Below are 23,930 nucleotides of genomic sequence, written 5' to 3'. Positions count from 1 at the left end.
AGGGAAAGCACTCTTGCCAAGGCCGATCCCACGTCCAGCGCCCCTCCATTCTTCTAATAATTAGACCTACCCATTCACCTACGCTGATTGATTTGCAGCAAAGACACCGCATAACGGAGATAACATGGCAGCATTGAGCAAAGTTTTTGGCAACTTTGAAAACGTGAAAGTCGGTAAAAAGCTGGGATTAAGCTTTTTCCTGATGTTGTTGTTGGTTGGGATCATCGCAGGAACGACCGCCTATCACTTCTCCGTCATTGAAGAACATGCTTACAAAGTCGATCTGAGCTACAAAATTAACGATGAAGCTAATCAGGCAAAATATAATCGTGCGTTATACGAGCGCACCTATGACTTGAAATACATCAAAGAAAACTCGCAACACATCAACAATATAAAAAATCTGCTGACTCAGAGCGAGGGGCTGAGCTGGTCAGAAGATAACCGCAAAACGATAGGTAGCATTGCCGATGTGGTAGACGAATACCTGCAACAGCAGAGTAATTTTGTCAATGCTGTGGCACATAAAGATGATGTGCGCAAAAGCTGGAATATCTCCGAAACACAGAAGAATCTCAACGAGTTACAACAAAGTTTGCTCAATGAGGGCGCGGATACCAATACTCAAATTCTGCTCGCTGAGATGAACCAGAAGCTGATGACCGTGCGTTATAACGCGCGAGGCTTATTGCTGGATCGCAACCAAGAAGCCGAGTCGTCGCTGATTACCTCGATCAATATTGCCAACAGTGCAGCCAATGCATTTATGCCCGTGTTATCGGCGGATCAACAAAAATTGCTCGCGCCGGTTATCACCAGTCTAGGCACCTACAAAGACAACGTATTGGCCTATTTACCGGCTTATCAGCAAGAGCTGGAAGTGGGTAAAGTGATGGAAGCCAATGCCAATGAATTGAATAAGCTAGCAACTCATCTGTTCACCCAAGAGCTGCAAGGTACTCACGACGAAATCAATAATGCGCAATTGCAGTTAACTATTGCGGCCATTGCCGCTCTGCTGTTTGGTTTGCTGATTTCATGGCGTATGACCCGCCAAATTACCGTGCCATTACGTACCACGCTGGCGATGGCAGAGCGCATCGCTACCGGTGATTTAACAGCGGCGACCACCTCCAATCGTACCGATGAGTTGGGCCTGCTGATGAATGCCGTGGCGCGGATGAATGAGAACCTGCGCGCCATGATTGATGAAATCCGCATTGGCGTCAGTCAGGTGTCCCATGCCTCCGGCGAGATTGCTGCGGGTAATACCGATCTCTCCTCCCGCACTGAGGAGCAAGCTGCTGCCGTAGAAGAGACCGCCGCCAGTATGGAGCAGCTAAATGCCACGGTGAAACAGAATGCCGACAATGCTCACCACGCTAATCAACTGGCGACGGAAGCATCACAAACCGCGCAACAGGGCGGTAAGCTGGTTAGCGATGTAGTGCGCACCATGAATGACATCTCCGGCAGCTCTAAACGGATTTCTGAAATCACCTCAGTGATTAACAGCATTGCGTTCCAGACCAATATTCTGGCGCTGAATGCTGCCGTTGAAGCTGCTCGCGCTGGCGAGCAAGGTCGTGGCTTTGCGGTGGTTGCCAGCGAAGTGCGCAATCTGGCACAGCGCAGTGCGCAAGCTGCAAAAGAGATCGAGGGGCTGATTGGCGAATCCGTATCCCAGGTGAATGCCGGCACCTCGTTGGTGCAAAACGCCGGTCAGACGATGGAAGAGATCGTCCGCTCAGTGACCCACGTTCGCGATATCATGGCAGAGATCGCCTCAGCATCTGATGAGCAAAGTCGTGGCATCACGCAAGTCAGCCAGGCGATTTCCGAAATGGATAGTACGACGCAACAAAATGCCGCCTTGGTGGAAGAGTCTGCTGCTGCCGCGGATTCACTGGCGGAGCAAGCTATTTTGCTGGCGCAAGCGGTCGCGGTGTTCCGTTTGTCCGACGCGGAGACCCACTCCGTTCAAGCGAGTGTCTCCGTGCCAGTGGCGAAAGAGAGTGCATCAACACCACGTCCGGGTCCAGACAGCCGTCGCGTCAATCAGCAAGATAATTGGGAAACGTTCTGATTATCCATTGAACGTGATTATCGAGCAGGAGTAGTCAATACGGTTATTCCTGCTCATCTCATCGTATCTATCGTGCTATCAATAATCCCTTTTGCAGCCCAGCAGTCAGGCAGGTATTCTGGCTCTCCCTTCCGCACGCAGACAAGGAGAGCAGATGAAATATCCACAGGTTTATATCGGTCAAATCGAGCCTTATAACGGCAGTTCCCCGAGCGCCATTGGTAAACGTCAGGTCGAGGGCGGGATCATGCTCACGCCACTGGGGTTGGAGGGGGATGAGCAAGCTGAAAAGCGCTTTCATGGCGGCCCAGATCGCGCATTATGTCACTACCCACGGGAGCATTATGCTTACTGGGCGCAGCAGTTTCCTGAGCAAGCCGACATCTTCTCGCCACCCGCTTACGGCGAAAATATCTCAACCCTAGGTATGACCGAACAGAGTGTCTATATGGGGGATATTTACCGCTGGGGCGAGGCCATGATTCAGGTCACCCAACCACGCTCCCCTTGCTACAAACTCAACTTCCATTTTGCTATCGAGGATATGTCGGTGCTGATGCAGCAAACCGGCTACTGCGGCTGGCTGTACCGAGTGATCTCCCCCGGTAAAGTCAGCGAGAGTCATCCGCTGGAGCTGTTAGCGCGCACCAGTGATATCTCCGTCGCTGAGGCCATTGGTATCGCCTGGCACATGCCGTTCGACGAAGAGCAATATCAGCGCTTGCTGGCTGTTGCCGGATTATCCGCCAGTTGGAGCAAAACCATGCTGACGCGGATTGCTGAAGGGAAACTGGAGGATTTTAATCGGCGCTTGCTGGGGAATAGTTAAGTGACATCATTGATAATGATGCCAAAAAGCCGATAGCCGTAGGGAAATCAAAGTCAATGCCAAGGATGGCAGTCAAGACTAAATCCCCCCAATATGAACATTTATTAGAGAGAGACAATGAGTTTTCTGAGCCTATTATGTTTACTGGATATATTGAGCTTATAAATAATAATTAATTAACCCAATCCTCTATTCGTAACTTTTTAACTCGTTCGAACTCTCTCACATTATTAGTAACTAATATTGCACCGGCGGAAATAGCATGCCCGGCTATTGCTGCATCATTCCCACCTATTGGTGTACCCTGCTTTGCCAGCTCTATTTTAATATTTGTTGTGGCATCAATAGCCGCGACATCCCACGGCAATATAGCATCCAATCGTTTCACGAACTCATCAACTAAGTAGGTATGTTTTGGTGACGCTTTCTTACCAATAGCGCCAAAGCGCATTTCTGAATAAGTGATGGCTGAAACAACTATCTTATTCTGATGCTCAATACATTTTTGTAATCTTATAATTATTTCAGCTGGCCGTTCCCGCATAATAAAAGAACAAATGTTTGTATCAAGCATATATATTTTTTTGATCATAACTCGAAGCGTCCCTCTTCGATAACATCTTGTCTTTCGGCAAGAAAATCATCATCTGCTTTATCTTCATCCATAAATGACACCCACGTTGGTCGTATTGGGCGTAAGATTATATTATCGCCATCTTTGATTATTTCTAGTTCCGTGACCCCCTCAAAATCCATATCTTTTGGCAAACGAATTGCCCGATTCTGTCCATTTTTAAAAATAGATACGGTTCTCATATTTTTTCTCCTGATAGAAGTGTTACCAAAAACACTAGCATATGCCTAACATATGTCAAGAGAGAGTGGTGTGAGTGTCTTGGTCTACGTAGAACAAATCTGCACTATTTGACTGGTAATACTCACAAAAAACCGGGTGGCGGCGATGCCACCTACCCGGATTTATTCGACGCGGTGATCAGAAGGCTTTTTTAGCGTAACCCGTCACTTCTTTCAGGCCCATCTCGCGGCCTAATGCCGTCATTGGGTGGACGACAATGATGCCGCGTACCGCTTTCTTCAAGGTACCCATATCTGCCTGCTCTTTCTTGGTAATTGCGCGGCTGAACGGCAACTGAGCCAGTTTCTGAGCTTCGGCGCTCAGATTTTTGACTCGCACTTCTTTCAGGCGCTGAATTTCAGCCGCCAGTTTCTCTTTCTCTTTCATATGCTGCGCGATTAAATCCACATTGCCCTGCTGGATAACGCTTGGGTCTTTGTGGTTCATCGCATCCAGCAGATCGCTTAGACGTTTGATTTCTGCATGTTCTTTCATAGTATTGGCCCGTACATGCCGCTGATGGGCACGATATTTCGCTAAAGTTGGAGATAGGATAGCACTGATTGTGCATCGATATAGATAGTGTATCAGGATGCTGGCCTTTCGGCAGCAACCTCCTCTACCGGCTGCCACTGCATTCCCGCGGGCAGGCCACTGATTTCACAGGCTACGGCTCCCAGCCTCGCCAATGCCTCGGTATAGCGATTGTTGAACGGATAACAGCACGAGAGGCGGAAGGCGTTGCGATAGCGGCCACTGGGCGAATAGAGCGTTCCCGGTGTCAGGCAAATCTGTTCTTTCAGCATTTGATGGAACAGTGCAACGGTATCGACGCTCTCGGGGAATTCGACCCAGAATACAAATCCCCCGGCCGGTTGGGTCACTTTGGTGCCTTGTGGGAAGTAGCGCGTAATCAGCTGCTGGGCTTGCTGTACCTGCTGAGCATAACGGCGGCGCAAGCTGCGCAGGTGGTGGTCATAGCCACCGGACTCAAGAAACAGCGCCAGTGTTTCCGACAACAGCGCCGGTTCTGCCATTGAAGAGACCGCTTTTAGCTTGTGCAAGGCTTCGGCGAAACGACCACCGTCTATCCAGCCGACGCGAAAATCTGGGGCCAGTGTTTTGGTGAAACTGGAGCAAAACAGTATCCAGCCGTCGCGATCAAAGGCTTTGACCGCCGGGGATAAGGTGGAGCCAAATTGAATTTCGGCATATAAGCCGTCCTCTATCAAAGGCACTTGATGATCGTTCATCAGCTGCGCCAACCGCTTTTTTGCCGCCAATGGCATGGTATAACCCAAGGGATTTTGCACCGTGGGCATGGCGATCAGTGCATTCAACCGCCCCTCCTTAAGCAGCAACTCCAGCACATCCAGCGATAAGCCCTGCTGCGGATCAGTTGGAATCTCCACCGCTCTCAAGCCGAGACTCGCCAGCAATGGCATCAGGTAGAAATAGGTCGGTGACTCCAGTCCGACGCAATCCCCCGGCTTGGTAGTGACCCGCAGCGCCAGTTGCAGCGCCTCCATACAACCATGGGTAATAGTGATATCCGTTGGATTGGCCAGCATCCCCAGTGTCATCGCGCGGCGAGCAATCTGCTGGCGTAGGCGCTGGCTGCCGGGGGGCAGGGCGTATTGGCTGATCAATTGCGGCTCACGGCGCAGCAACGAGGCCATAATGCGCCCCAATTTCGCGCTCGGATAAAAATCACCCGTCTGCGGGCAGGCCAGCGAGATATTGGTAAAGCGCGGATTTTGTTGCGCGGCAAAAACGGTATCAATCAAATCCAGCACTTCATCCACTGGTTTACCCACCGTGGCCGTCGGCACCACCGCCGTCGAGGGGCTACAGACGTAGAACCCAGACTGCGGGCGCGCCTCAATCAGGCCGCGATCTTCCAGTGTGCGATATGCCGCCACCACCGTATTGATGCTCACCTGATGGCTCTGAGCATAACCGCGCACCGATGGCAGGCGGCTCCCCGCCAGCAAACTGCCATTGTTAATGGCTTGCGCCAGATTGTCTGCCACCTGTAAGTAGCGAATTTCATTCATAACAAGGGACATGGTGACAGTTCTCCGCAGGATCAATGGGTACAGTTTGGGCACACTTAAACTGTACCCATAACAATAGATAACTTCTGCTTCTGACGCCATCACGGATTGATGTTTATGCTGAATCTCTTGGTTGCACGCTTTTTGAAAAATAAGAAAATCGGGGTTTATATTATGCTAGACAGCGCTTTCATCAGTTACGTCACCGTCATGTCGATCACGCCCGGCCCGAACAATCTGTTGTTGGCGGCATCCGGCGTTAACTTTGGCTTGCGCCGCACCTTCCCGATGATGTTGGGGATTACCTTTGGTTGTGCATTGCAATGCGCGTTAATGACCACGCTGCTGGCCTTAATCCTCAGTTGGGTGGGGGTGATTCGCCTGCCGCTGGTGACACTGGGTTGCGGTTATCTACTGTGGTTATCGTGGAAGATTTATCATGCCGGTAGCCCCAATGCCAAAGAGGGCGAGCAGCCGATGGGGTTTGCTCAGGGGGCGCTGTTTCAGGCCATCAATCCGAAAGCATGGTTGATGGCAATGAATGTCGCCATCTTATTCACCCCACGTGAAGGTGCAACACTGAGCCACACGTTGCTGATTGTCGTCGGCTTTGCGCTATTGAATCTGCCTTGTGTCGCCGTCTGGGCCGTGATGGGTGATCAATTGCGTCATGCACTGCGGGTTAATTGGAAATTGCGGTTATTCAATGGCGTGATGGGAGGGTTGATGGCAATCACCGCACTCTGGCTGTTGGTGGATGAGTGGCTGAGTGTGTTGCGTTAATTTAGGCGTGGCCGAGGGGGGAGAGCTTGGAGACTTGTTTCAGGCTGATGCGGGAGAGCAGTTCAGTGATCGACAGTACCATGGTTGAGCGCACCATTTGCTGATAGCGCTGACGTTGCATGGCAATTAACGAGGCGTCTGCTTCATCGGGGCGCAAAAACGTAGGGACTGGGGGCAGCTCCGCGACACAATGTAATTCACCAAATGGCCCGAGGATTTCGTCGTCAGTGAAGCGATACTCGGTGCCATCGTGGTTGAGCTCTTCACGGAGCGCCATCAATAACTCAGCATCTTCATATTCATGACGCGTAATCACACCCAAGGCATAAACCAGCTTTAACCGCACTGATAACTCACCCAGCGGCCCATCCCCGACCAGCAATGGCTCCACGGCATATTTCACCGCATAGTCATCTTTACGAAAAACCTGCACCACGAGAATATTCAGCGCTTCTGCCAATAATTCGACAGCGGCCATCAGGAAACTCCGAACCGTCTTTCCGGCGTTCAGATGTTCCAGTACCCGATTCTCAAATGCCTGTGTTTTCTCAATCATCGCTTGTCACTGGGGTGGTTGGTGAATACTAAATGCGTCATCATTGGCCTGATAGTACTATCAGGCCAAGACTGAGAATCAGTGCGCCCGCTTATCCTGCATGGCGTTATACACATTCACCGCCTGTTCGACAACCTCGCTATCTGCAGGTAACGCTGAAATTTGCGCTAACGCAGCTTTCGGCCCTAATTTCGCCAGTAACTCAACTAATTCCTGTGCTTGCGGGTCCTGCTCACTGCGATAGCTCATGGCAGCGGCGATGCCGGTGACCAGATTATCGTGCGGCAATTGGTACTCCAGCGTTCCCAGCAGCGGTTTGATCAACCGATCACCGGCACTCAATTTACGCAGTGGCTGACGGCCAACGCGCTCAACATCGTCATGCAGGTAAGGGTTTTCAAAACGGGAGAGAATTTTGTTGATATAAGCGGCATGTTTTTGTGGATCAAATGCATAGCGCTTAATCAGTACCGCGCCGCTCTCTTCCATCGCGCCTTTCACTGTCTGGCGCACCGCAGGATCCAGAATCGCATCACGGATGGTCTGGTGACCCGCAAGTTGGCCCAAATAGGCGGTAATGGCATGACCGGTATTGAGGGTGAAGAGCTTACGCTCCACAAATGCCATCAGATTGTCAGTCAACTCCATACCGGCGATTTTTGGTGGTTGTCCTTTAAACTGGGTGCCGTCGACAATCCACTCGCTAAACGTCTCAACTGTTACGGCCAGAATATCGGTGCTGCCTGCTTCTGATGGCGGCACAATGCGGTCAACCGCAGAGTCGACGAAACCGACATGTTGCTCAACCCAGGCCTGCTCACTTTCCGGCAGGGCGGCAAAAACATGTTGTTTTAACTGACTGGTGCCACGCACCATATTTTCGCAGGCAATAATATTCAGCGGGCGGGTATTACCTTGTTGATGGCGGGCAATCAAACCCTGTGCCACCGTCCCGGCGATGCGGGCCAAAATTTGCGGGCCAACGGCGGTGGTGACAATATCAGCGTCGGCAATCAGTGCCACCACTTCTGGGCTACCACTGTTGACTGCGCTGACATTGTTGACTTCCTCGACTCGGGCCTGCTCGCCAACTACGTTGACCTGATAACTTTTGCGCTTATTCAGCTCATCCAGCAGCGGCTGGTTAACATCAGCGAAGGTCAGTTGCGCGCCAGCATCAGCAAGAAGTTTACCGATAAAGCCTCGGCCAATGTTACCTGCGCCAAAATGTAATGCTTTCATATTCGTTACCTTTTTTTGCTGTAAAAGGGCCGTTTGCTCCCAACGGCCCTATTCAGTTATTGCGGGTTTACTTCTTACCGCCAAGCAAATCCAACACTTCTTGCACGCTGGTGGTTTTGCTTAAGCGCTCAATCACCGACTCATCGTCCAGCGCGTTTGTCAGGCTGGTAATCACTTGAATGTGCTCGTTATTACGGGCAGCGATACCAATCACCAAACGGGCCACTTCATCTTCTTCATCGCCAAAGCGCACGCCATCAGGGTATTGGCAGAACACCACACCGGTTTTCAGCACACGGTCTTTCGCTTCAATCGTCCCGTGAGGCACGGCGATAGATTCGCCCAGATAGGTGGAGGTCAGTTTTTCACGTTCCAACATCGCCTCAACATACTCTGGCTCGACATAACCGCCTTTCACCAACTGTTCACCGGCGAAGCGGATAGCTTGCTCTTTGGTCGTCGCATGTTGATTGAGGAAGATATTCTCTGCGCCCAAGCGGAACAGATTGGCTTCAGATGCTTCAAAGCTATCGTCCAGCGTTTCAATCACTTTCTGAGTGGTCGCTGTCGCAATACCGGCTTCGACCAAACGTGTTGTCAGATTGGTGTACAGCTGGCTGTCGAGGAAGTTAGTCAACGAGATATGTTGTGCCTGCGGTGCGTGACGCATCGCTCGCTCGGTCAAATCACGGTGCGTGATCACCAGATCCACATCATCCGGCAAGTTGTTGATGGCGCAGTTAGTCACGGAGATATGTTTCAGACCTGCGTCTTGTACTTTTTTACGCAGCACACCCGCACCCATCGCACTGGAACCCATACCGGCATCACAGGCAACGATGATTTTACGCACGGTGCTTAAGTCACCCGCCGCGGCAGCAGCATTCGCCGCTTGTGCGCCTTTGGACTGCGCTTTCATGTCTTGCATACGGCGAGTGGCATCTTCCAGACTGTCTTCTTCGTCATCTTTCACTTTAGAGGTTTTCAGCAGGATAGCGGAGACGGCGAAGGAGACGGCAAACGCCGCAGCAACCGCAGCAATGTTGGCAAAATAGGCACCTTTCGGGGTCATCGCCAATACCGCCAGGATAGAACCTGGGGACGCAGGTGACACCAGACCGCCATTCAGCAGGGTCAGGGTGAACACGCCAGTCATACCGCCCAGAATCACCGCCAGCAATAAGCGTGGGTTCATCAGCACGTATGGGAAATAGATTTCGTGAATACCACCGAAGAAGTGGATGATCGCCGCGCCGCCAGCAGATTGCTTAGCGTTACCTTTACCGAAGAACATATAAGCCATCAACACACCCAAGCCTGGACCTGGGTTCGCTTCGATCAGGAAGAAGATAGACTTACCGGTTTCAGTCGCCTGCTGGATGCCCAGTGGTGAGAAGATACCGTGGTTAATCGCGTTATTCAGGAACAGGATTTTTGCAGGTTCAACAAAGATCGAAGCTAATGGCAGCAGGTTGTTCTGCACCATGATATGCACGCCAGCAGCCAGTACTTTAGACAGCACTTCTACCAGTGGGCCAATCGCCATAAAGGCCAGAATCGCCAACAGCATACCAATGATACCGGCTGAGAAGTTGTTAACCAGCATCTCAAAGCCACTTTTGATTTTGCCGTCTACCCAGCGGTCAAAGCGTTTGATTGCCCAGCCACCCAGTGGGCCTGCAATCATCGCGCCGAGGAACATTGGCATATCCGCACCAACGATAACCCCCATGGTGGTTATCGCACCCACCACACCACCACGATCGCCACCCACCAAACGGCCACCGGTAAAACCGATCAGCAGTGGTAACAGGTAGGTGATCATCGGGCCGACCAGTTTGGCTAAAGTTTCATTTGGCAGCCAGCCGGTAGGAATAAACAGTGCGGTGATAATACCCCAGGCGATAAATGCGCCGATATTGGGCATAACCATATTACTGAGGAATCGGCCAAAATTTTGAATTCTGACCTTTGCGTCTGGTGAAAACATAAAACACCCCTATTGGTACGCGCTAACAATAAGAGCGCGATATAATTGTTTTGTTGAGGCAGTTCTGCAAAACCCGCCGATGCTATCGAATACAAACACGCTGTATGCAAAACAAACTCTAGCACGCTCCTTTACCCACGCGTAGCTCACGGGATTTATGTGATAGAAGTCACACCAATCACCCCGTCATAGGGGGTTATTTGTTGATGGAGATCACATTATTGGGCTGTAAGAAAGTCACGGCGGAGAATTTTTAAGCTAAAAACCCTGAAAAAGGTGATTTTTATCACACTTAAAGTGTGGTGGTTTGTTTTTAAAATGTGATGTTAATCACAAGTTATTTTTGCTCGCAGAGGAGAGATAAGACATTTGCCTGTTCAATGCTTGCCTGGTGGGCAAGTGGCGGGGGAATGTGTAATAAAATGACAGGGGGATTAGGGGCCAGTTGGTGACGGTTTGGTGATTGAGTTTCGGTGATTGGTTCTGTTGTTAGAGTTTCATGGTTCACCTTGCCACCGTAATGGCTCGGATCAGGTTTCGGTTGATGGTCGTTAAGTGTTCATTTTAGCTACGCAGCCTCAACCGAGCAGGAGGGCAGGCCGGCCCTCCTGCTCCTGCGGCTTGCGCGAAATATTGCCCTGCGGGTAAACCTCCCACGTCTTTCGGGCTGACGAGCCAGCGCGATGGGCATCCCTGCCCAAGCGCGCTTTTCGCGGGCGTCCTTGCCCGCTCACTCTACCCTCTATCCTCGTCGGCAATATTCCTAATTGCGCTCAACGTCAAAAGCCAAAAACCATGGGGTTGACCTTGATGTTAAAAGCACATTTGAGCTGCCAAGTGAGCGCCGATCTCATGTCAACCGAACCCGATCACTAAGCTAAACCATCACTGAATAACACTCATCACACTCTTCTGTGCCGCCATCATCGCCGGGTATTTGGCGACCAAATTAGCCATCATAGTGTTGTACAACGCCGCTTGCTGTGGAGTCTGGAACTGAACGCCGCCATTATTAAAAGTGACCTGCGTTCCCTGCTGTTGTAGGAAATCCCCAACTTGGGCCAAATCTTGCACAAAAGCAGACACCACCGGAATGGCGGGGATCAGCACATTGGCGGGCTGAGTCACAATATTATCAAAAGCTTTACTGAACACCGCTTTCAAGTCATCAGGCTGTTTCAAGGCGGCGACAGCACTATCGGCCTGTGTTTTGGCCGTGCGAATCTGCTGCACCAACAGGTTCAAGGCACCCGCTGACTGCTGCAATGCATCGCGCTTATTGAGATAATCCTGCGCTACACGAATCTCATTGATTTGTGCGATAGCGGGCGTCAAGCTGGCATCTACAGATTTAGTCAGTTGCTGCGAAAAAGTGACTAAAATCGCATAATCGCTGACATAAGGGCCAAATTTCTGCTTTTGATCTTCACTCAGTGTGGGCAGCTTCATCCCGCTACGCATTACTGTATTTTGCAGATAATCAATAAACGCCTTACGTTGTTCTGGCTCTTTATCCCCGCAGGCAGTGAGTTGAAACACTACCAGTAACGCCAAAAATGGCGCGAACCAACGTGAATATCGGGTCGTTTTCAATGCAAAAGTCATGTGAAACTACTCCTGTAATAGGTACTTATCTTCACAACATCCCACTCTTATCACCCTGTGTCAGTGTTAAGAATAGCTAAGGGGAGCAAAAAAGCTCCCCTGTGACGAGCCAAATACCAGACTTACTGTAACAGCGAAATATCAGCAACCTGCAAGAACAGCTCGCGCAATTTACTCAGTAATGTCAGTCGGTTAACGCGAACTGCGTCGTCTTCTGCCATCACCATCACGCTGTCGAAGAACTCATCGACTGTCTCTCGCAGCGCAGCCAGTTCCACTAGCGCCTCTTTATACTGACCGGCAGCAAATACCGGTTCCAGCTTGTCGCGTAAGACCACCAAGTGTGTGGCCAGTTTCAGCTCTGCCGGCTCTTTAAGCACCGAAGCATGAACATGGTCATTCAGGGTATCCGTCGATTTCGCCAGAATATTCGACACACGTTTGTTGGCGGCAGCCAGTGTGGCTGCAGCATCCAGTGTGCGGAAATAGGTCACCGCTTTCACTCGGGCATCAAAATCAGCGGGTCTGGTTGGACGACGCGCCAGTACCGCCTGAATGGTATCGACACTATGACCTTCATCCTGATACCAGGCGCGGAAGCGGCCCAGCATGAACTCAATCACTTCATCGACTACTTTGGCGTTGGTCAGCTTGCTGCCGTATAGACGCGTGGCCTCTTCGGTCAGGGTTTGCAGATCCAGCGGTAAGTTCTTCTCAACGATAATTCGCAGCACACCCAAGGCCGCACGGCGCAGAGCAAACGGGTCTTTATCGCCTTTTGGATGTTGACCGATACCGAAGATACCCGCCAATGTGTCCATCTTATCGGCAATCGCCAGTGCACAAGCCACTGGGTTAGAGGGCAAGTCATCGCCCGCAAAACGAGGCTGATATTGCTCATTCAGCGCGACCGCAACGTCTTCAGCTTCACCGTCGTGGCGAGCATAGTGCATCCCCATCACACCTTGGGTGTCGGTGAATTCGAAGACCATATTGGTCATCAGGTCACACTTGGAGAGCAAACCGGCGCGCGTGGCGTGGTTAACATCGGCACCAATTTGCGCAGCAATCCAACCCGCCAGCGCTTGGATACGATCGGTTTTATCACGCAAGGTGCCCAGTTGCTGTTGGAACAGCACGGTTTCCAGACGCGGTAAATTATCTTCCAGCCGTTTTTTGCGGTCGGTGTTAAAGAAGAACTCTGCATCGGCCAGACGTGGGCGAACCACTTTCTCATTACCGGAAATAATCTGCTGAGGATCTTTGGATTCGATGTTGGTGACGAAAATGAAGTTTGGCAGCAAGTTACCGGCGGTGTCGTAAACCGGGAAATACTTCTGATCGCCTTTCATGGTGTACACCAGCGCTTCCGCCGGGACAGCCAGGAATTTCTCTTCGAATTTGGCGGTCAATACCACCGGCCACTCCACCAGTGATGCCACTTCTTCCAGCAAGCTTTCACTCAGATCGGCGACGCCGCCAATCTTCTGTGCTGCCAGCTCTGCATCGCGCTTGATGATCGCTTTACGCAATTCATAATCGGCAATCACTTTGCCGCGTTCCTGCAAAACTTGCGGGTATTGGTCGGCATTATCGAGAGCGAATTCTGCTTCACCCATAAAGCGGTGACCACGGATAATGCGGTCTGAATCGATACCTAACACGGTGCCAGGAATGACTTCAGCGCCCAATAGGAGGGTCACGGTATGAACCGGACGAACGAATTGAGTCTCTTTATCACCCCAACGCATCAGTTTAGGGATCGGCAACTTACTCAGTGCGGCATTAACCATGCCTGCCAGCAACAATTGAGCCGATTGACCTTTTACATGAGCGCGATACAGCAGCCATTCGCCTTTATCTGTGACCAGACGTTCAGCTTGGTCAACGGTAATACCACAACCACGAGCCCAGCCTTCAGCCGCTTTGCTTGGTTTACCTTCAGCATCAAATGCTTGTGCAATTGCGGGGCCGCGTTTTTCGACTTCGCGATCCGCCTGTGCAGCACTCAAATTCATTACTTTTACCGCTAAACGGCGCGGTGCAGCATACCAAATCACCTCGCCATGAGGCAGGTTGGCGTTATCCAGCTCGGCGGTAAAATTGGCAGCAAAAGATTCGGCCAGAGAACGAAGAGCCTTCGGCGGCAGCTCTTCCGTGCCGATTTCCACCAGGAAAGTCTGTTGAGTCATGACAGCCTCTTAGTTCTGATTCTTTTTGCACATAGGGAAGCCCAACGCCTCGCGGGAGGCATAGTAAGCCTCGGCGACAGCTTTGGTCAGTGTGCGGATACGCAGGATATAACGCTGACGCTCAGTCACTGAGATAGCTTTGCGGGCGTCCAGCAAGTTAAACGTGTGGCCTGCTTTCAGAATGCGTTCGTAAGCCGGTAGTGGTAGCGGATTTTCCAGCGCCAGCAGCGACTTAGCTTCTTTCTCATACTGCTCAAAGCAGGAGAACAGGAAGTCCACATCGGCATATTCGAAGTTATAGGTGGATTGCTCCACTTCATTCTGATGATAAATATCGCCGTAAGTCGTTTTGCCCAGCGGGCCGTCGCACCAAATCAGGTCATAAACGCTGTCTACGCCCTGGATGTACATCGCCAGGCGCTCCAGACCATAGGTGATTTCACCTGTGACCGGTTTACATTCCAAACCGCCGACTTGCTGGAAGTAAGTGAACTGAGTCACCTCCATCCCATTGAGCCACACTTCCCAGCCCAGACCCCAGGCACCCAAGGTTGGGTTTTCCCAGTTGTCTTCGACAAAGCGAATATCGTGAATCGTCGGGTCCAGACCCAGCTCTTTCAGTGAACCTAAGTACAGCTCCTGAATGTTGTCTGGCGAAGGCTTAATGATCACCTGGAACTGATAATAGTGTTGCAGGCGGTTAGGGTTCTCACCGTATCGGCCATCGGTCGGGCGGCGTGAAGGTTGTACATAAGCGGCAGCAATTGGCTCTGGGCCAAGTGCGCGCAGGCAGGTCATTGGGTGGGAAGTACCCGCGCCGACTTCCATGTCCAGTGGTTGAACAATGGTGCAGCCTTGGCGCGCCCAATAGTCCTGTAACGTCAGGATCAGGCCCTGAAAGGTCTTGGTATCAAACTTTTGCATGTTGGATTCGCACGCGATACAAGTGGATTAAAATAGAATGAGTTAGTATACCCGTTGACCGTAAGATATACAGCCAGAATCCGGTAACACATGCGAATTGGTGTGAAAAATAACGTTAACTATTCAGCTACTGCCCTACCAAACAATCGGTGGCGGTGCTAAAAAACGCAGGTTATTGACTTTGGGCTTCATTCTCGCCCCTTTCCAAGGGGGATCGAGATCACAATTAGTTGTACCCGGCTCCAATACACAATCATCATCTCTGATGTCGGAATCATCCACATGGCACTGGGCCAAGGTGGGGCCGACACTCGCAAAGAATATTGCCAACGCCATCATGGCGGTAATCGGCGCTAGTTTTAAATATTTAACATTCATACTAATTCCTCATAATAATGCTAATTAATTAAGTTTGAATGGAATTTAATTTCAGTTATTGATCAATTATTGTACAAATATATTTTCCGTCAAGAAACGCGCAATATAAAATAGATAGGTTGCATATCACCTACTGAACAGCGACTATCGTTGCCAAATGAAGCGCTGGAATGGGGTACGACTATGGAGTTACAACGTTGCGGCTGGGTCACCAGTGATCCGCTCTATCTCGCTTATCACGACACTGAGTGGGGGATTCCTCGCACTGATAACCAGGCGCTGTTCGAAATGCTCTGTCTTGAGGGCCAACAAGCGGGGCTGTCGTGGATAACCGTGCTGAAAAAGCGTGAACGCTACCGCCAGTGTTTCCATAATTTTGATCCGGTTCGAGTGGCTAAAATGGGGCCAGACGACATCGAAACACTGATGCAGGACAGCGGAATTATCCGCCATCGGGGCAAAATTCAAGCCATCATTACCAATGCCCAAGCCTATTTGGCAATGGAAGCTAAGGGTGAGGACTTTTCGCAATTTATCTGGAGTTTTGTCGATGGCGAGCCAAAAGTGAACCATTGGTGGTGTCTGGCAGAGTGTCCCGCCAGCACACCGACCGCCGATGCGATGTCAAAAGCGCTGAAAAAACGAGGCTTTAAGTTTATCGGTGCGACCATTTGCTATGCCTTTATGCAGGCCAGCGGTCTGGTGAACGATCATCTGGCAAGCTGCTTCTGTCACCCAGATAACACAGTGAAATGATTAGAGATTACCAACCGGACGATCTCGATGCCCTGATGCAATTATGGCTAACCAGTACCATTGCCGCGCATCCTTTTGTGGCAGAGCCATACTGGCACGAGAGCGCCCCGCTGGTCCGTAATACCTACCTTCCGGCGGCAAGAACCTGGGTGTATTGTTCGCAGGAAGGTCTGCCCGGGAAAAATTCCATTGTCGGATTTGTTAGTATTTTGGAAGAGCAGTTGGTCGGGGCGCTGTTTGTCGCCCAGGCCTACCACGGCAATGGCGTGGGTAAGGCGTTGATGGACCACGTGCAGCAGCACTACCGCGCACTGACACTGGAGGTTTATCAACTCAATCGCCGCGCCTACCGTTTTTATCGTAAACAGGGTTTTACGGTGACCGGGAAAACCTATAACGCCGAAACCAAAGGTTATATTTTGACGATGCATTGGCAGCAACCTTTTATTTAATTCATTTCACTTATTTCATCTATGACTTGATAAATTTTAATAACGCCTCGGATTAACAATAGTATTACGCTATTGCTGATTATCATTCCCAATGGGGAAATAAGAGGAGCGTTACATGAGAAATAAAAGGATTTTATTATCACTACTAATCTATTTATCATTCACAGAAATGACTTTAGCGAAAGAAAAAATAATCGATATATTAAAGTTTAAAGGTCTTGAACTGAAAATAAAACCTGAAAACACGTCACCTATCTGTTTCTATTATGAGAATTATTTCCAAGGCAAGAAATTCTGTTTAAATTCATCAGAGGTGATTGATTTTAAAATCAAAAATAACATTGGTGTTCGCGCCGATGAAATACATTCAATAAAAATACCTGAAACCCATCAGATAATCGTTTATCAAGGTGAGCATTCCTTCACCTTAACCGACAGTATTTTGCAGGAAGCATGGCAAAAAATAACGGGAAAAAATGACGTCACGGGAATCGTCGCCACAACTAAAAAACGGCTCAGTTGTGACACCAATTGTATTATTGCACAGAAAATGATAATTCCACTTTCTGCTATTTTCGCGCCTTATAGCGCAGACACTCAACACCAAGAAAGATCGGTATTACTCAGTTTTGAAAAGAGTCATAATACCTTTGATTTGAGTTTTAATAATTTTATGGAGGTGACCGTTGATAATGGCTTGGTTTCAATTCTGCCTGCAAAATCACAACAAATTGATTTTCCACTAAACCAAGATACGACCCATATTTCCTTTCTGTTCTCTTGGCATAACAACACATTGTCCCTCAGTTTCCTGGAAACAATGGAAGGTAAGTTACTCCATCTATCTCCGACGATTTCAATGTCACCTGATGATTCAATTCATCAGCAAGATATTTATTTAGCCATCTTTAATAGTGATGATCGACAACCACTGTCCATGCCAAAAGTGCTGATGGCAGTAAACAATGAGCCTGGCAGAGCGAAACGTGGCACCGCAGGGATCCTGGGCTGTTTTTTGTCTGGCCCTTTGGCACTTTATAACGTCATTACCCAAGGTCGTTGTAATCAGGTTGAGTCTGCATGGCATCATATTAAGACATTTTTCAGTGGGGAGGACCCGTCAAATAGCGTCATAGCGGGCACGGCTGGGCCTTTAAAACCCAAGTCTCTTACGACGGCCACTTTACCGGAAATAACCCCTCCAACACTCATGTTAACGCAGTTAAATACTGACCTTCATGGTCAATCATTGACCCTGCCAGCAGTGTCTCACTATTGCCAGACACCACTAGAACATGTGGTCGGTGCTCGTTTTCCCCGCCAAATTAAGCACTCCTGTTACACATGGATGTCATCAGTATTAGCCGACTTTACCTTGCTGTTCGGGCGCAGCTTGCATACTTGGTCAACGGAATATCTGATTCAAACCCTGAATGGCATTTTGGACAGAAGAGCCATCGACAGTGATCATGATGCCATTGATGCCTTTATTCGTGACCCACGGGCGGGGAATCGCTTAATCCAAACCATTAATGATGTTGCCGAGGAGTATGGCCGATCGGCGCTAATCGATAGCCTCACGCAAGCCTTTGTCTACGCTGAACAAAATTATATGCAGTATGCAATGGCTAATAGCCCACCGGGGCCGAGCAGCGGAAATTCTGCTGCCAGTTGCCATAGCCAAAGTGAGTACGATAGCGAAAGCTCTAGTAGCAGTGATAGTGACAGTGACACCGCATCACCGCTGCAAACTCAGCAATACCCACTGGGGACTTACCAGATGCCAATCTCCTCCTATGTGCATCAAGATGTATTACCGCGTGTGCTACATAATGGTGAATGGCAGGTGTCACAACAGCGATTTGATATTGAGGTCATTCAGGGTACTTATGAGCAAACCCGTCGCAGCATCTATAATTTACTCGAAACCATCGCCGCATGGGAAAACACCTATCAGGAACAGCAGGTTCACTGTAATCACCATGGCATCTTTCCGACTGAGATAGCGACCAATAGATATGCAGGCCAGGTCACCAGCCGACTGATAACCAGCCACGCACGGCACCCTCGTGCGAATCAAATCATTATCGTGGTGAGATTCAATCATCAGATTGTCAGTGTCAGCGTGGCGGACAGTTATTTTATTGATGGCAATCCAGCGATGAAACACGGCACGATAAGGGCAACATTAACCAACCCCGCCTATGTGTTAACACCGCAAATTGAAGGCGCGATTAGAGGTGCGGGATCAGCCGCACTGCACACCATGATCCAGCACTTAATAGCCGATGGTATCTCGGTGATTGAAGCGGAAGTGATCTCTACCCCTTCGGCCGTGATAAAAAAACGCATTGGTTTTGTTTTTATCCCTGACCCCTATGACAATTATCAATTCCCAGCCACAGACATACCCACTCCCGAACCTGAGCTTTAGGCTATTCCCCATTGAGCACTGCCCCCCTATTGCCGCCCATAGGGGGAAATCATAAAACAGCAGATCAATTGATGGCCTTTCCGTGCCTATTTTGCTGATAAACCGGCCAAATAACCCTTTGTGCTGAAACTATGAGAGTTTTCTCAATGGTATTCCCCCATCTTTTACCGGATAACGATGGCACACAAATACCGGTCGATAAGATGACGGCGGGTTAATGATTTTTTTAGTTAACTATTATTGGGCGACATTGCTGGATTTTCGCCGAAATAGAGCGCCATTTAAGGAAAAATTGATGAAAAAATGCATTCTGGCCACGGTGGCCGCCATTTCTGTTGCGCTCACCCTTTCTGCTTGTACTACCAACCCTTATACCGGTGAATCACAGGCAGGGAAATCGGGCTATGGCGCAGGGATCGGTGCCGTTTTAGGGGCAGGGATCGGCATGTTGTCATCATCCAAACATGACCGTGGCAAAGGGGCGTTAATTGGTGCCGCAGCAGGGGCCGCTCTGGGTGGCGGTGCGGGCTACTACATGGATGTGCAGGAAGCTAAATTGCGCGAAAAAATGAATGGTACGGGGGTCAGCGTGACCCGTCAGGGTGACAATATCGTGCTGAATATGCCGAATAACGTCACTTTTGATACCGACAGCAGCAACTTGAAACCGGCAGGGGCCAATACCCTGACTGGGGTCGCTATGGTATTGAAAGAGTATGAAAAAACCGCCGTCAATGTGACAGGTTTTACTGATAGCAGCGGTGCCAGAGCCCATAACATGACACTTTCGCAGCAGCGGGCTGACAGTGTTGGCAGCGCACTGATTGTGCAAGGCGTGGCCGCCAACCGTGTCCGTACCAGCGGTGCAGGTCCGGATAATCCGGTCGCCAGCAACAGCACCGCCGCCGGTAAAGCACAGAACCGCCGGGTAGAAATCACCCTAAGCCCACTGTAATCCTCCACCATGCGGTATGCGGATAAGCGCTCAGGTTTATCCGCACTTTTCTGACGGCCGCAATCACCCGGTCATCATAACTAATCTGTCATCACTCTTCTGGTTTGATGCGATAAGTGCAGCGGCGGGAACCCGATAATATGTGCTCTACGCGCTCAACGGGTGCGCCTAACGCTTGCTGAAATACCGCCAGTTCGGCGCGACAAAACCCCTGACAACGGGTAGCTGCCGCACAAATAGGGCAGTGATTTTCGATCAACAGCAGCGTGCCATCCGCCTCCACCTGCATCTCTGCCATATAACCTTCGCGTGTGCGAATCGCCACCAGCCGCTCAACACGCTCGGTCACATTTTCAGCCCCTACCATCGCCTGACAATATTGATTGCGGGTCTCTTGCTCACGGCTATCAATCAGCAGCTCAAGGGCGCTGTCACCCAATTGGGTGCGAATCAACCGCAGCAATTGCACGGTCAGTTCGCCATGAGCATCAGGAAATTGCGCGTTACCCGCCTCGGTTAACTGCCATAGCTGAATCGGGCGACCCACCCCCTGCGTTTTCGCTTCGGCGACCACCAGCCCCTCTTTGGCCAGTTTGACAAATTGCTGTCGGGCCGCTTCACCGGTCGTCCCCAGCAGCCTCCCTGCATCAGTCGATTGCAGCGGGCCACGGGTCTTGAGCAACATCAGCAAGCGCTCCGCAACAGACTGTGGCGGGCTGGCTGTATGATCGATATTCATATCTTCCCCACTATCATTCATTGCAACTTTATTAATTTTTGATGAATTATTGTCAGCATAACATTTCCCAAGTAGATGCTTGACTTATTATCGATGACTGGCCTACCTTATTCCAAGAATATTCTTGTTTAACTTTATCGTAACAACTTAATGAACTCAACAACCAGACTTCTGGCAGGATGGAAACGTGATAATGAATGATGCAAGCCGTTGGAGTGACCTGTTCTCCGGTAAAAATGCGGCCTTTGCCATAGCCCTGTCGGGGGGCGTTGTATTGCATGCGATCAATATTTATATCGCCACCACCATTTTGCCCTCCGTGGTGCTAGAGATTGACGGCCTGAGCCTGTACGCCTGGAATACCACCCTATTCGTCACCGCCTCCATCCTCGGCTCGGCGCTCTCTGCCCGCCTGCTCAGTGGTTACGGCCCCCGTAGCGCGTACCTGTTTGCCTCACTGGTCTTTATGTTGGGCAGCGCCTTATGTGCCATGGCACCCAACATGCCGATGATGCTAGTGGGCCGAACCGTGCAAGGTTTGGGGGGCGGCTTCCTGTTTGCACTCTCTTACGCCATGATTAATCTGGTCTTTCAGCAATCGTTGTGGCCACGAGCCATGGCACTGATTTCCGGCATGTGGGGCGTTGCGACCCTGATTGGCCCGGCTATCGGCGGCATTTTTGCTGAAATGGACGCCTGGCGCTTTGCCTTCTGGACGTTGCTACCAGTGACCTTGATTTATGCCATTTTTACCTGGCGGATCCTGCCTGCGGGCCGATCCAGCACCGACGCCGCCTCGACCCTACCTGTCACCCAATTAGTGTTATTAACCGCCATTGTCCTGACCATCTCCGCCAGCAGCATCGCCAGTAGTGGCCTGATAAACATGGCGGGAATGGCGCTGGCGGTGGTGCTGTTACTGCTGCTATTTCGCATCGAATCTCGCGCCACTTCGCGTCTGCTGCCAAAAGGGGCGCTGCGTCTTAGCTCACCGCTGGCGGCACTCTATATCACCATCTCTCTGTTGGCCGTCGGCATTACCTGTGAGATTTTCGTCCCTTACTTCCTGCAAACCCTACACGGCCAATCGCCACTGATTTCCGGCTATATTGCCGCCACCATGGCAGCAGGTTGGACGATTTCGGAGGTGATGAGTGCGGGCTGGAAGAAATCAGGTGTTCGCTGGGCCATTATCAGCGGCCCCATCATAGTGCTGGCGGGGATTGTGGCACTGGCGATCCTGATGCCAGCCGCCTCACTGGGGAGCTGGCAACAGATGGCCCCGATCGCCATCGCGTTAACACTGGTGGGTTTTGGCATCGGCTTTGGCTGGCCGCACCTACTGACCCGCATTCTGCAAGTGGCCGCTGACGAAGATAAGGACATTGCCGGGGCGTCGATTACCACGGTACAGATGTTTGCGACGGCCGTAGGTGCCGCGATGGCAGGGATGGTCGCCAATCTCTCCGGCCTGAACTTCCCAGGTGGCGTTGCGGGGGCGGAGAACACGGCCCACTGGCTGTTTACCCTGTTTTCCATTGCCCCTGCACTGGCGATTATAACCGCGCTACGTTGTGCCGCGATTCGCTCGCACAGCCTGACGGTGAAGAGTATCGCTAGCAGCGAAGCGTGATTTTTTAATTAGTCGTAACATTATGAGCGCGATTAGTGCTTGATCTCGCTATCGTGTTCGCTGTTATGCTGGCTTCAGATCTCACTTGCCCAAATTAATTGGAGTTTGCGATGAAGCCTTCCATTGTGCTGTACAAAAGTATTCCTACCGACCTGCATCAACGATTAGCGCAACATTTTACCGTAAATAGTTTTGATGGTTTAACGCCAGAGAATCAGCCCGAATTATTATCGGCGCTGCAACAGGCGGAGGGATTGATCGGTTCCGGCGGCAAGATTGATCAGGCTTTTTTGCAGCTAGCGCCACAGTTGCGTGCGGCTTCAACCATTTCTGTCGGCTATGATAATTTTGATGTGGATGCGCTAAACCAGCGTGGTGTGGCACTGATGCACACGCCAACCGTCCTAACAGAAACCGTGGCCGATACCATGATGGCGCTGGTGCTCTCTTCGGCACGAAGAGTGGTGGAATTGGCTGAGCGAGTCAAAGCCGGCGAGTGGCAAGAGAGCATTGATGATGAGTGGTATGGCGTGGATGTTCATCATAAAACCATCGGCATTCTTGGCATGGGCCGCATTGGCATGGCGCTGGCTCAGCGGGCGCATTTTGGTTTTAGCATGCCGGTGCTGTACACCAGCCGCCGCCCCCACGAGGAGGCTGAAACACGCTTTGGCGCACGCCGTTGCGATTTAGATACCTTGCTGGCGGAGGTGGATTTCCTCTGTATTACCCTGCCGATGACCGAGCAGACTTACCATATGATTGGCCGCGATCAATTGGCAAAAATGAAGTCCAGCGCCATCCTGATTAATGCAGGCCGTGGGCCGGTGGTGGATGAGCAGGCGCTGATTGCCGCCCTGCAAGATGGCACTATCCATGCCGCTGGGTTGGATGTTTTTGAGCAAGAGCCGCTGTCCGTGGACTCGCCGCTCCTCAAGTTACGCAATGTGGTTGCTGTGCCGCACATTGGTTCCGCCACCCATGAAACCCGCTACAACATGGCCGCCTGCGCCGTGGATAACCTGATTGCCGCACTGACCGGCAGCGTCACAGAAAACTGCGTCAACCCACAAGTTTTGCAGAAATCGTAAACTGACGCTACTGGCCTGCTTGCAGCTCAGTAGCATTTCACAGATGAATAGCTACCATTTATCTTTCGGTGGCTCTCGATGCGTATAAAAGACACGTAGTATTTGTATTTCATTATTTATCCTTCCCCTGAACGACCCCTCCCATTCTTTTAAAAAGTGAATTCATCTCATTTTCGAGAATGAAATCTTGCTGCTCGCTTCGATAATTGCTTGTTTTATTTCTGCAATTTGCCATGCCTCACGATCCAGAAAATCTTGGATTGCCTGTCCGGTCAGATTCTCCTCCTCCACCGCTCTCATCCCGACAAAAACTGTGCAGGGATGAGGTTATTTCTTCACCAAACGGCACACTGATACGTATCAAACTTTATT

Annotated in this window: 21 protein-coding genes; 9 read left to right on the top strand and 12 right to left on the bottom strand. The window is 50.6% G+C overall.

Annotated elements, in window-relative coordinates:
- Positions 1 to 124 precede the first annotated feature (124 nt).
- Both ACZ76_RS08680 and yiiM read left to right on the top strand, forming a co-directional pair.
- The gene (locus ACZ76_RS08680; RefSeq protein ID WP_048618520.1) at positions 125 to 2,086 is read left to right on the top strand and encodes a methyl-accepting chemotaxis protein; all 1,962 of its coding nucleotides are present in this window, start codon (positions 125 to 127) and stop codon (positions 2,084 to 2,086) included.
- A gap of 154 nt (positions 2,087 to 2,240) precedes the next feature.
- The gene (gene yiiM / locus ACZ76_RS08675) at positions 2,241 to 2,915 is read left to right on the top strand and encodes a 6-hydroxyaminopurine reductase (protein WP_048618518.1); all 675 of its coding nucleotides are present in this window, start codon (positions 2,241 to 2,243) and stop codon (positions 2,913 to 2,915) included.
- Between the two features lie 172 nt (positions 2,916 to 3,087).
- Here yiiM and ACZ76_RS08670 read toward each other — a convergent pair whose 3' ends face one another.
- From ACZ76_RS08670 to ACZ76_RS08655, 4 genes are all read right to left on the bottom strand, one after another.
- A complete protein-coding gene (locus ACZ76_RS08670; protein ID WP_072081132.1) occupies positions 3,088 to 3,507 on the bottom strand; it encodes a type II toxin-antitoxin system VapC family toxin in 420 nt (139 codons plus the stop codon).
- The gene (gene vapB / locus ACZ76_RS08665; RefSeq protein WP_048618515.1) at positions 3,504 to 3,731 is read right to left on the bottom strand and encodes a type II toxin-antitoxin system VapB family antitoxin; all 228 of its coding nucleotides are present in this window, start codon (positions 3,729 to 3,731) and stop codon (positions 3,504 to 3,506) included. The genes ACZ76_RS08670 and vapB overlap by 4 nt, the downstream gene beginning before the upstream one ends.
- Positions 3,732 to 3,909: 178 nt before the next feature.
- Positions 3,910 to 4,266, bottom strand: coding sequence for a YibL family ribosome-associated protein (locus ACZ76_RS08660; RefSeq protein WP_048618513.1), 357 nt, complete (start codon positions 4,264 to 4,266; stop codon positions 3,910 to 3,912).
- A gap of 92 nt (positions 4,267 to 4,358) precedes the next feature.
- Positions 4,359 to 5,840 (bottom strand): aminotransferase-like domain-containing protein, encoded by a 1,482-nt coding sequence (locus ACZ76_RS08655; protein ID WP_048618510.1) that lies wholly within the window; start codon positions 5,838 to 5,840, stop codon positions 4,359 to 4,361.
- 162 nt (positions 5,841 to 6,002) lie between these two features.
- Between ACZ76_RS08655 and ACZ76_RS08650 the strand changes: the two genes are divergently transcribed.
- Complete coding sequence (locus ACZ76_RS08650; protein WP_048620244.1) at positions 6,003 to 6,611, top strand: LysE family translocator; 609 nt, start codon at positions 6,003 to 6,005, stop codon at positions 6,609 to 6,611.
- Position 6,612: 1 nt separating this feature from the next.
- On the opposite strand, the gene ACZ76_RS08645 is transcribed toward ACZ76_RS08650, so the two are convergent.
- The 7 genes from ACZ76_RS08645 to ACZ76_RS08615 form a co-directional block, all read right to left on the bottom strand.
- On the bottom strand, positions 6,613 to 7,167 hold the full coding sequence (locus ACZ76_RS08645) for an MltR family transcriptional regulator (protein ID WP_005186837.1): 555 nt from the start codon (positions 7,165 to 7,167) through the stop codon (positions 6,613 to 6,615).
- A 78-nt stretch (positions 7,168 to 7,245) separates the two neighbouring features.
- Positions 7,246 to 8,409 carry a mannitol-1-phosphate 5-dehydrogenase gene (locus ACZ76_RS08640; protein ID WP_048618508.1) on the bottom strand — a complete coding sequence of 388 codons (1,164 nt, stop codon included), beginning with the start codon at positions 8,407 to 8,409 and terminating at the stop codon, positions 7,246 to 7,248.
- 67 nt (positions 8,410 to 8,476) lie between these two features.
- Complete coding sequence (locus ACZ76_RS08635) at positions 8,477 to 10,399, bottom strand: PTS mannitol transporter subunit IICBA (RefSeq protein WP_048618507.1); 1,923 nt, start codon at positions 10,397 to 10,399, stop codon at positions 8,477 to 8,479.
- An 885-nt stretch (positions 10,400 to 11,284) separates the two neighbouring features.
- Positions 11,285 to 12,004, bottom strand: coding sequence for a DUF3053 domain-containing protein (locus ACZ76_RS08630; protein WP_048618505.1), 720 nt, complete (start codon positions 12,002 to 12,004; stop codon positions 11,285 to 11,287).
- Between the two features lie 122 nt (positions 12,005 to 12,126).
- The gene (gene glyS, locus ACZ76_RS08625) at positions 12,127 to 14,196 is read right to left on the bottom strand and encodes a glycine--tRNA ligase subunit beta (RefSeq protein ID WP_048618503.1); all 2,070 of its coding nucleotides are present in this window, start codon (positions 14,194 to 14,196) and stop codon (positions 12,127 to 12,129) included.
- A 9-nt stretch (positions 14,197 to 14,205) separates the two neighbouring features.
- On the bottom strand, positions 14,206 to 15,120 hold the full coding sequence (glyQ, locus tag ACZ76_RS08620) for a glycine--tRNA ligase subunit alpha (RefSeq protein WP_048618501.1): 915 nt from the start codon (positions 15,118 to 15,120) through the stop codon (positions 14,206 to 14,208).
- Between the two features lie 135 nt (positions 15,121 to 15,255).
- Complete coding sequence (locus tag ACZ76_RS08615; RefSeq protein ID WP_048618499.1) at positions 15,256 to 15,498, bottom strand: hypothetical protein; 243 nt, start codon at positions 15,496 to 15,498, stop codon at positions 15,256 to 15,258.
- A 183-nt stretch (positions 15,499 to 15,681) separates the two neighbouring features.
- Between ACZ76_RS08615 and ACZ76_RS08610 the strand changes: the two genes are divergently transcribed.
- From ACZ76_RS08610 to ACZ76_RS08595, 4 genes are all read left to right on the top strand, one after another.
- Positions 15,682 to 16,254 carry a DNA-3-methyladenine glycosylase I gene (locus ACZ76_RS08610; protein WP_048618497.1) on the top strand — a complete coding sequence of 191 codons (573 nt, stop codon included), beginning with the start codon at positions 15,682 to 15,684 and terminating at the stop codon, positions 16,252 to 16,254.
- The gene (locus tag ACZ76_RS08605; RefSeq protein ID WP_048618494.1) at positions 16,251 to 16,706 is read left to right on the top strand and encodes an N-acetyltransferase; all 456 of its coding nucleotides are present in this window, start codon (positions 16,251 to 16,253) and stop codon (positions 16,704 to 16,706) included. Before ACZ76_RS08610 ends, ACZ76_RS08605 begins: the two co-directional genes overlap by 4 nt.
- 550 nt (positions 16,707 to 17,256) lie before the next feature.
- On the top strand, positions 17,257 to 19,140 hold the full coding sequence (locus tag ACZ76_RS08600; protein ID WP_186371840.1) for a hypothetical protein: 1,884 nt from the start codon (positions 17,257 to 17,259) through the stop codon (positions 19,138 to 19,140).
- 295 nt (positions 19,141 to 19,435) lie between these two features.
- Positions 19,436 to 20,095, top strand: a complete 660-nt coding sequence (locus ACZ76_RS08595) for an OmpA family lipoprotein (protein ID WP_048620243.1) — start codon at positions 19,436 to 19,438, stop codon at positions 20,093 to 20,095.
- A 91-nt stretch (positions 20,096 to 20,186) separates the two neighbouring features.
- On the opposite strand, the gene ACZ76_RS08590 is transcribed toward ACZ76_RS08595, so the two are convergent.
- Positions 20,187 to 20,834 carry a helix-turn-helix transcriptional regulator gene (locus tag ACZ76_RS08590; RefSeq protein WP_048618490.1) on the bottom strand — a complete coding sequence of 216 codons (648 nt, stop codon included), beginning with the start codon at positions 20,832 to 20,834 and terminating at the stop codon, positions 20,187 to 20,189.
- Between the two features lie 193 nt (positions 20,835 to 21,027).
- On the opposite strand from ACZ76_RS08590, the gene ACZ76_RS08585 reads away from it, so the two are divergent.
- Positions 21,028 to 22,467 (top strand): MFS transporter, encoded by a 1,440-nt coding sequence (locus ACZ76_RS08585; protein ID WP_048618488.1) that lies wholly within the window; start codon positions 21,028 to 21,030, stop codon positions 22,465 to 22,467.
- 110 nt (positions 22,468 to 22,577) lie between these two features.
- Positions 22,578 to 23,558: a glyoxylate/hydroxypyruvate reductase GhrB gene (gene ghrB / locus ACZ76_RS08580; RefSeq protein ID WP_048618486.1), complete on the top strand. Its 981-nt coding sequence runs from the start codon at positions 22,578 to 22,580 to the stop codon at positions 23,556 to 23,558.
- Positions 23,559 to 23,930 lie beyond the last annotated feature (372 nt).

Source organism: Yersinia aleksiciae (assembly GCF_001047675.1).
GTDB classification, from domain to species: domain Bacteria; phylum Pseudomonadota; class Gammaproteobacteria; order Enterobacterales; family Enterobacteriaceae; genus Yersinia; species Yersinia aleksiciae.
Note: the sequence above shows the minus strand (reverse complement) of the source record. Positions and strands in the feature narration are given on the sequence as shown.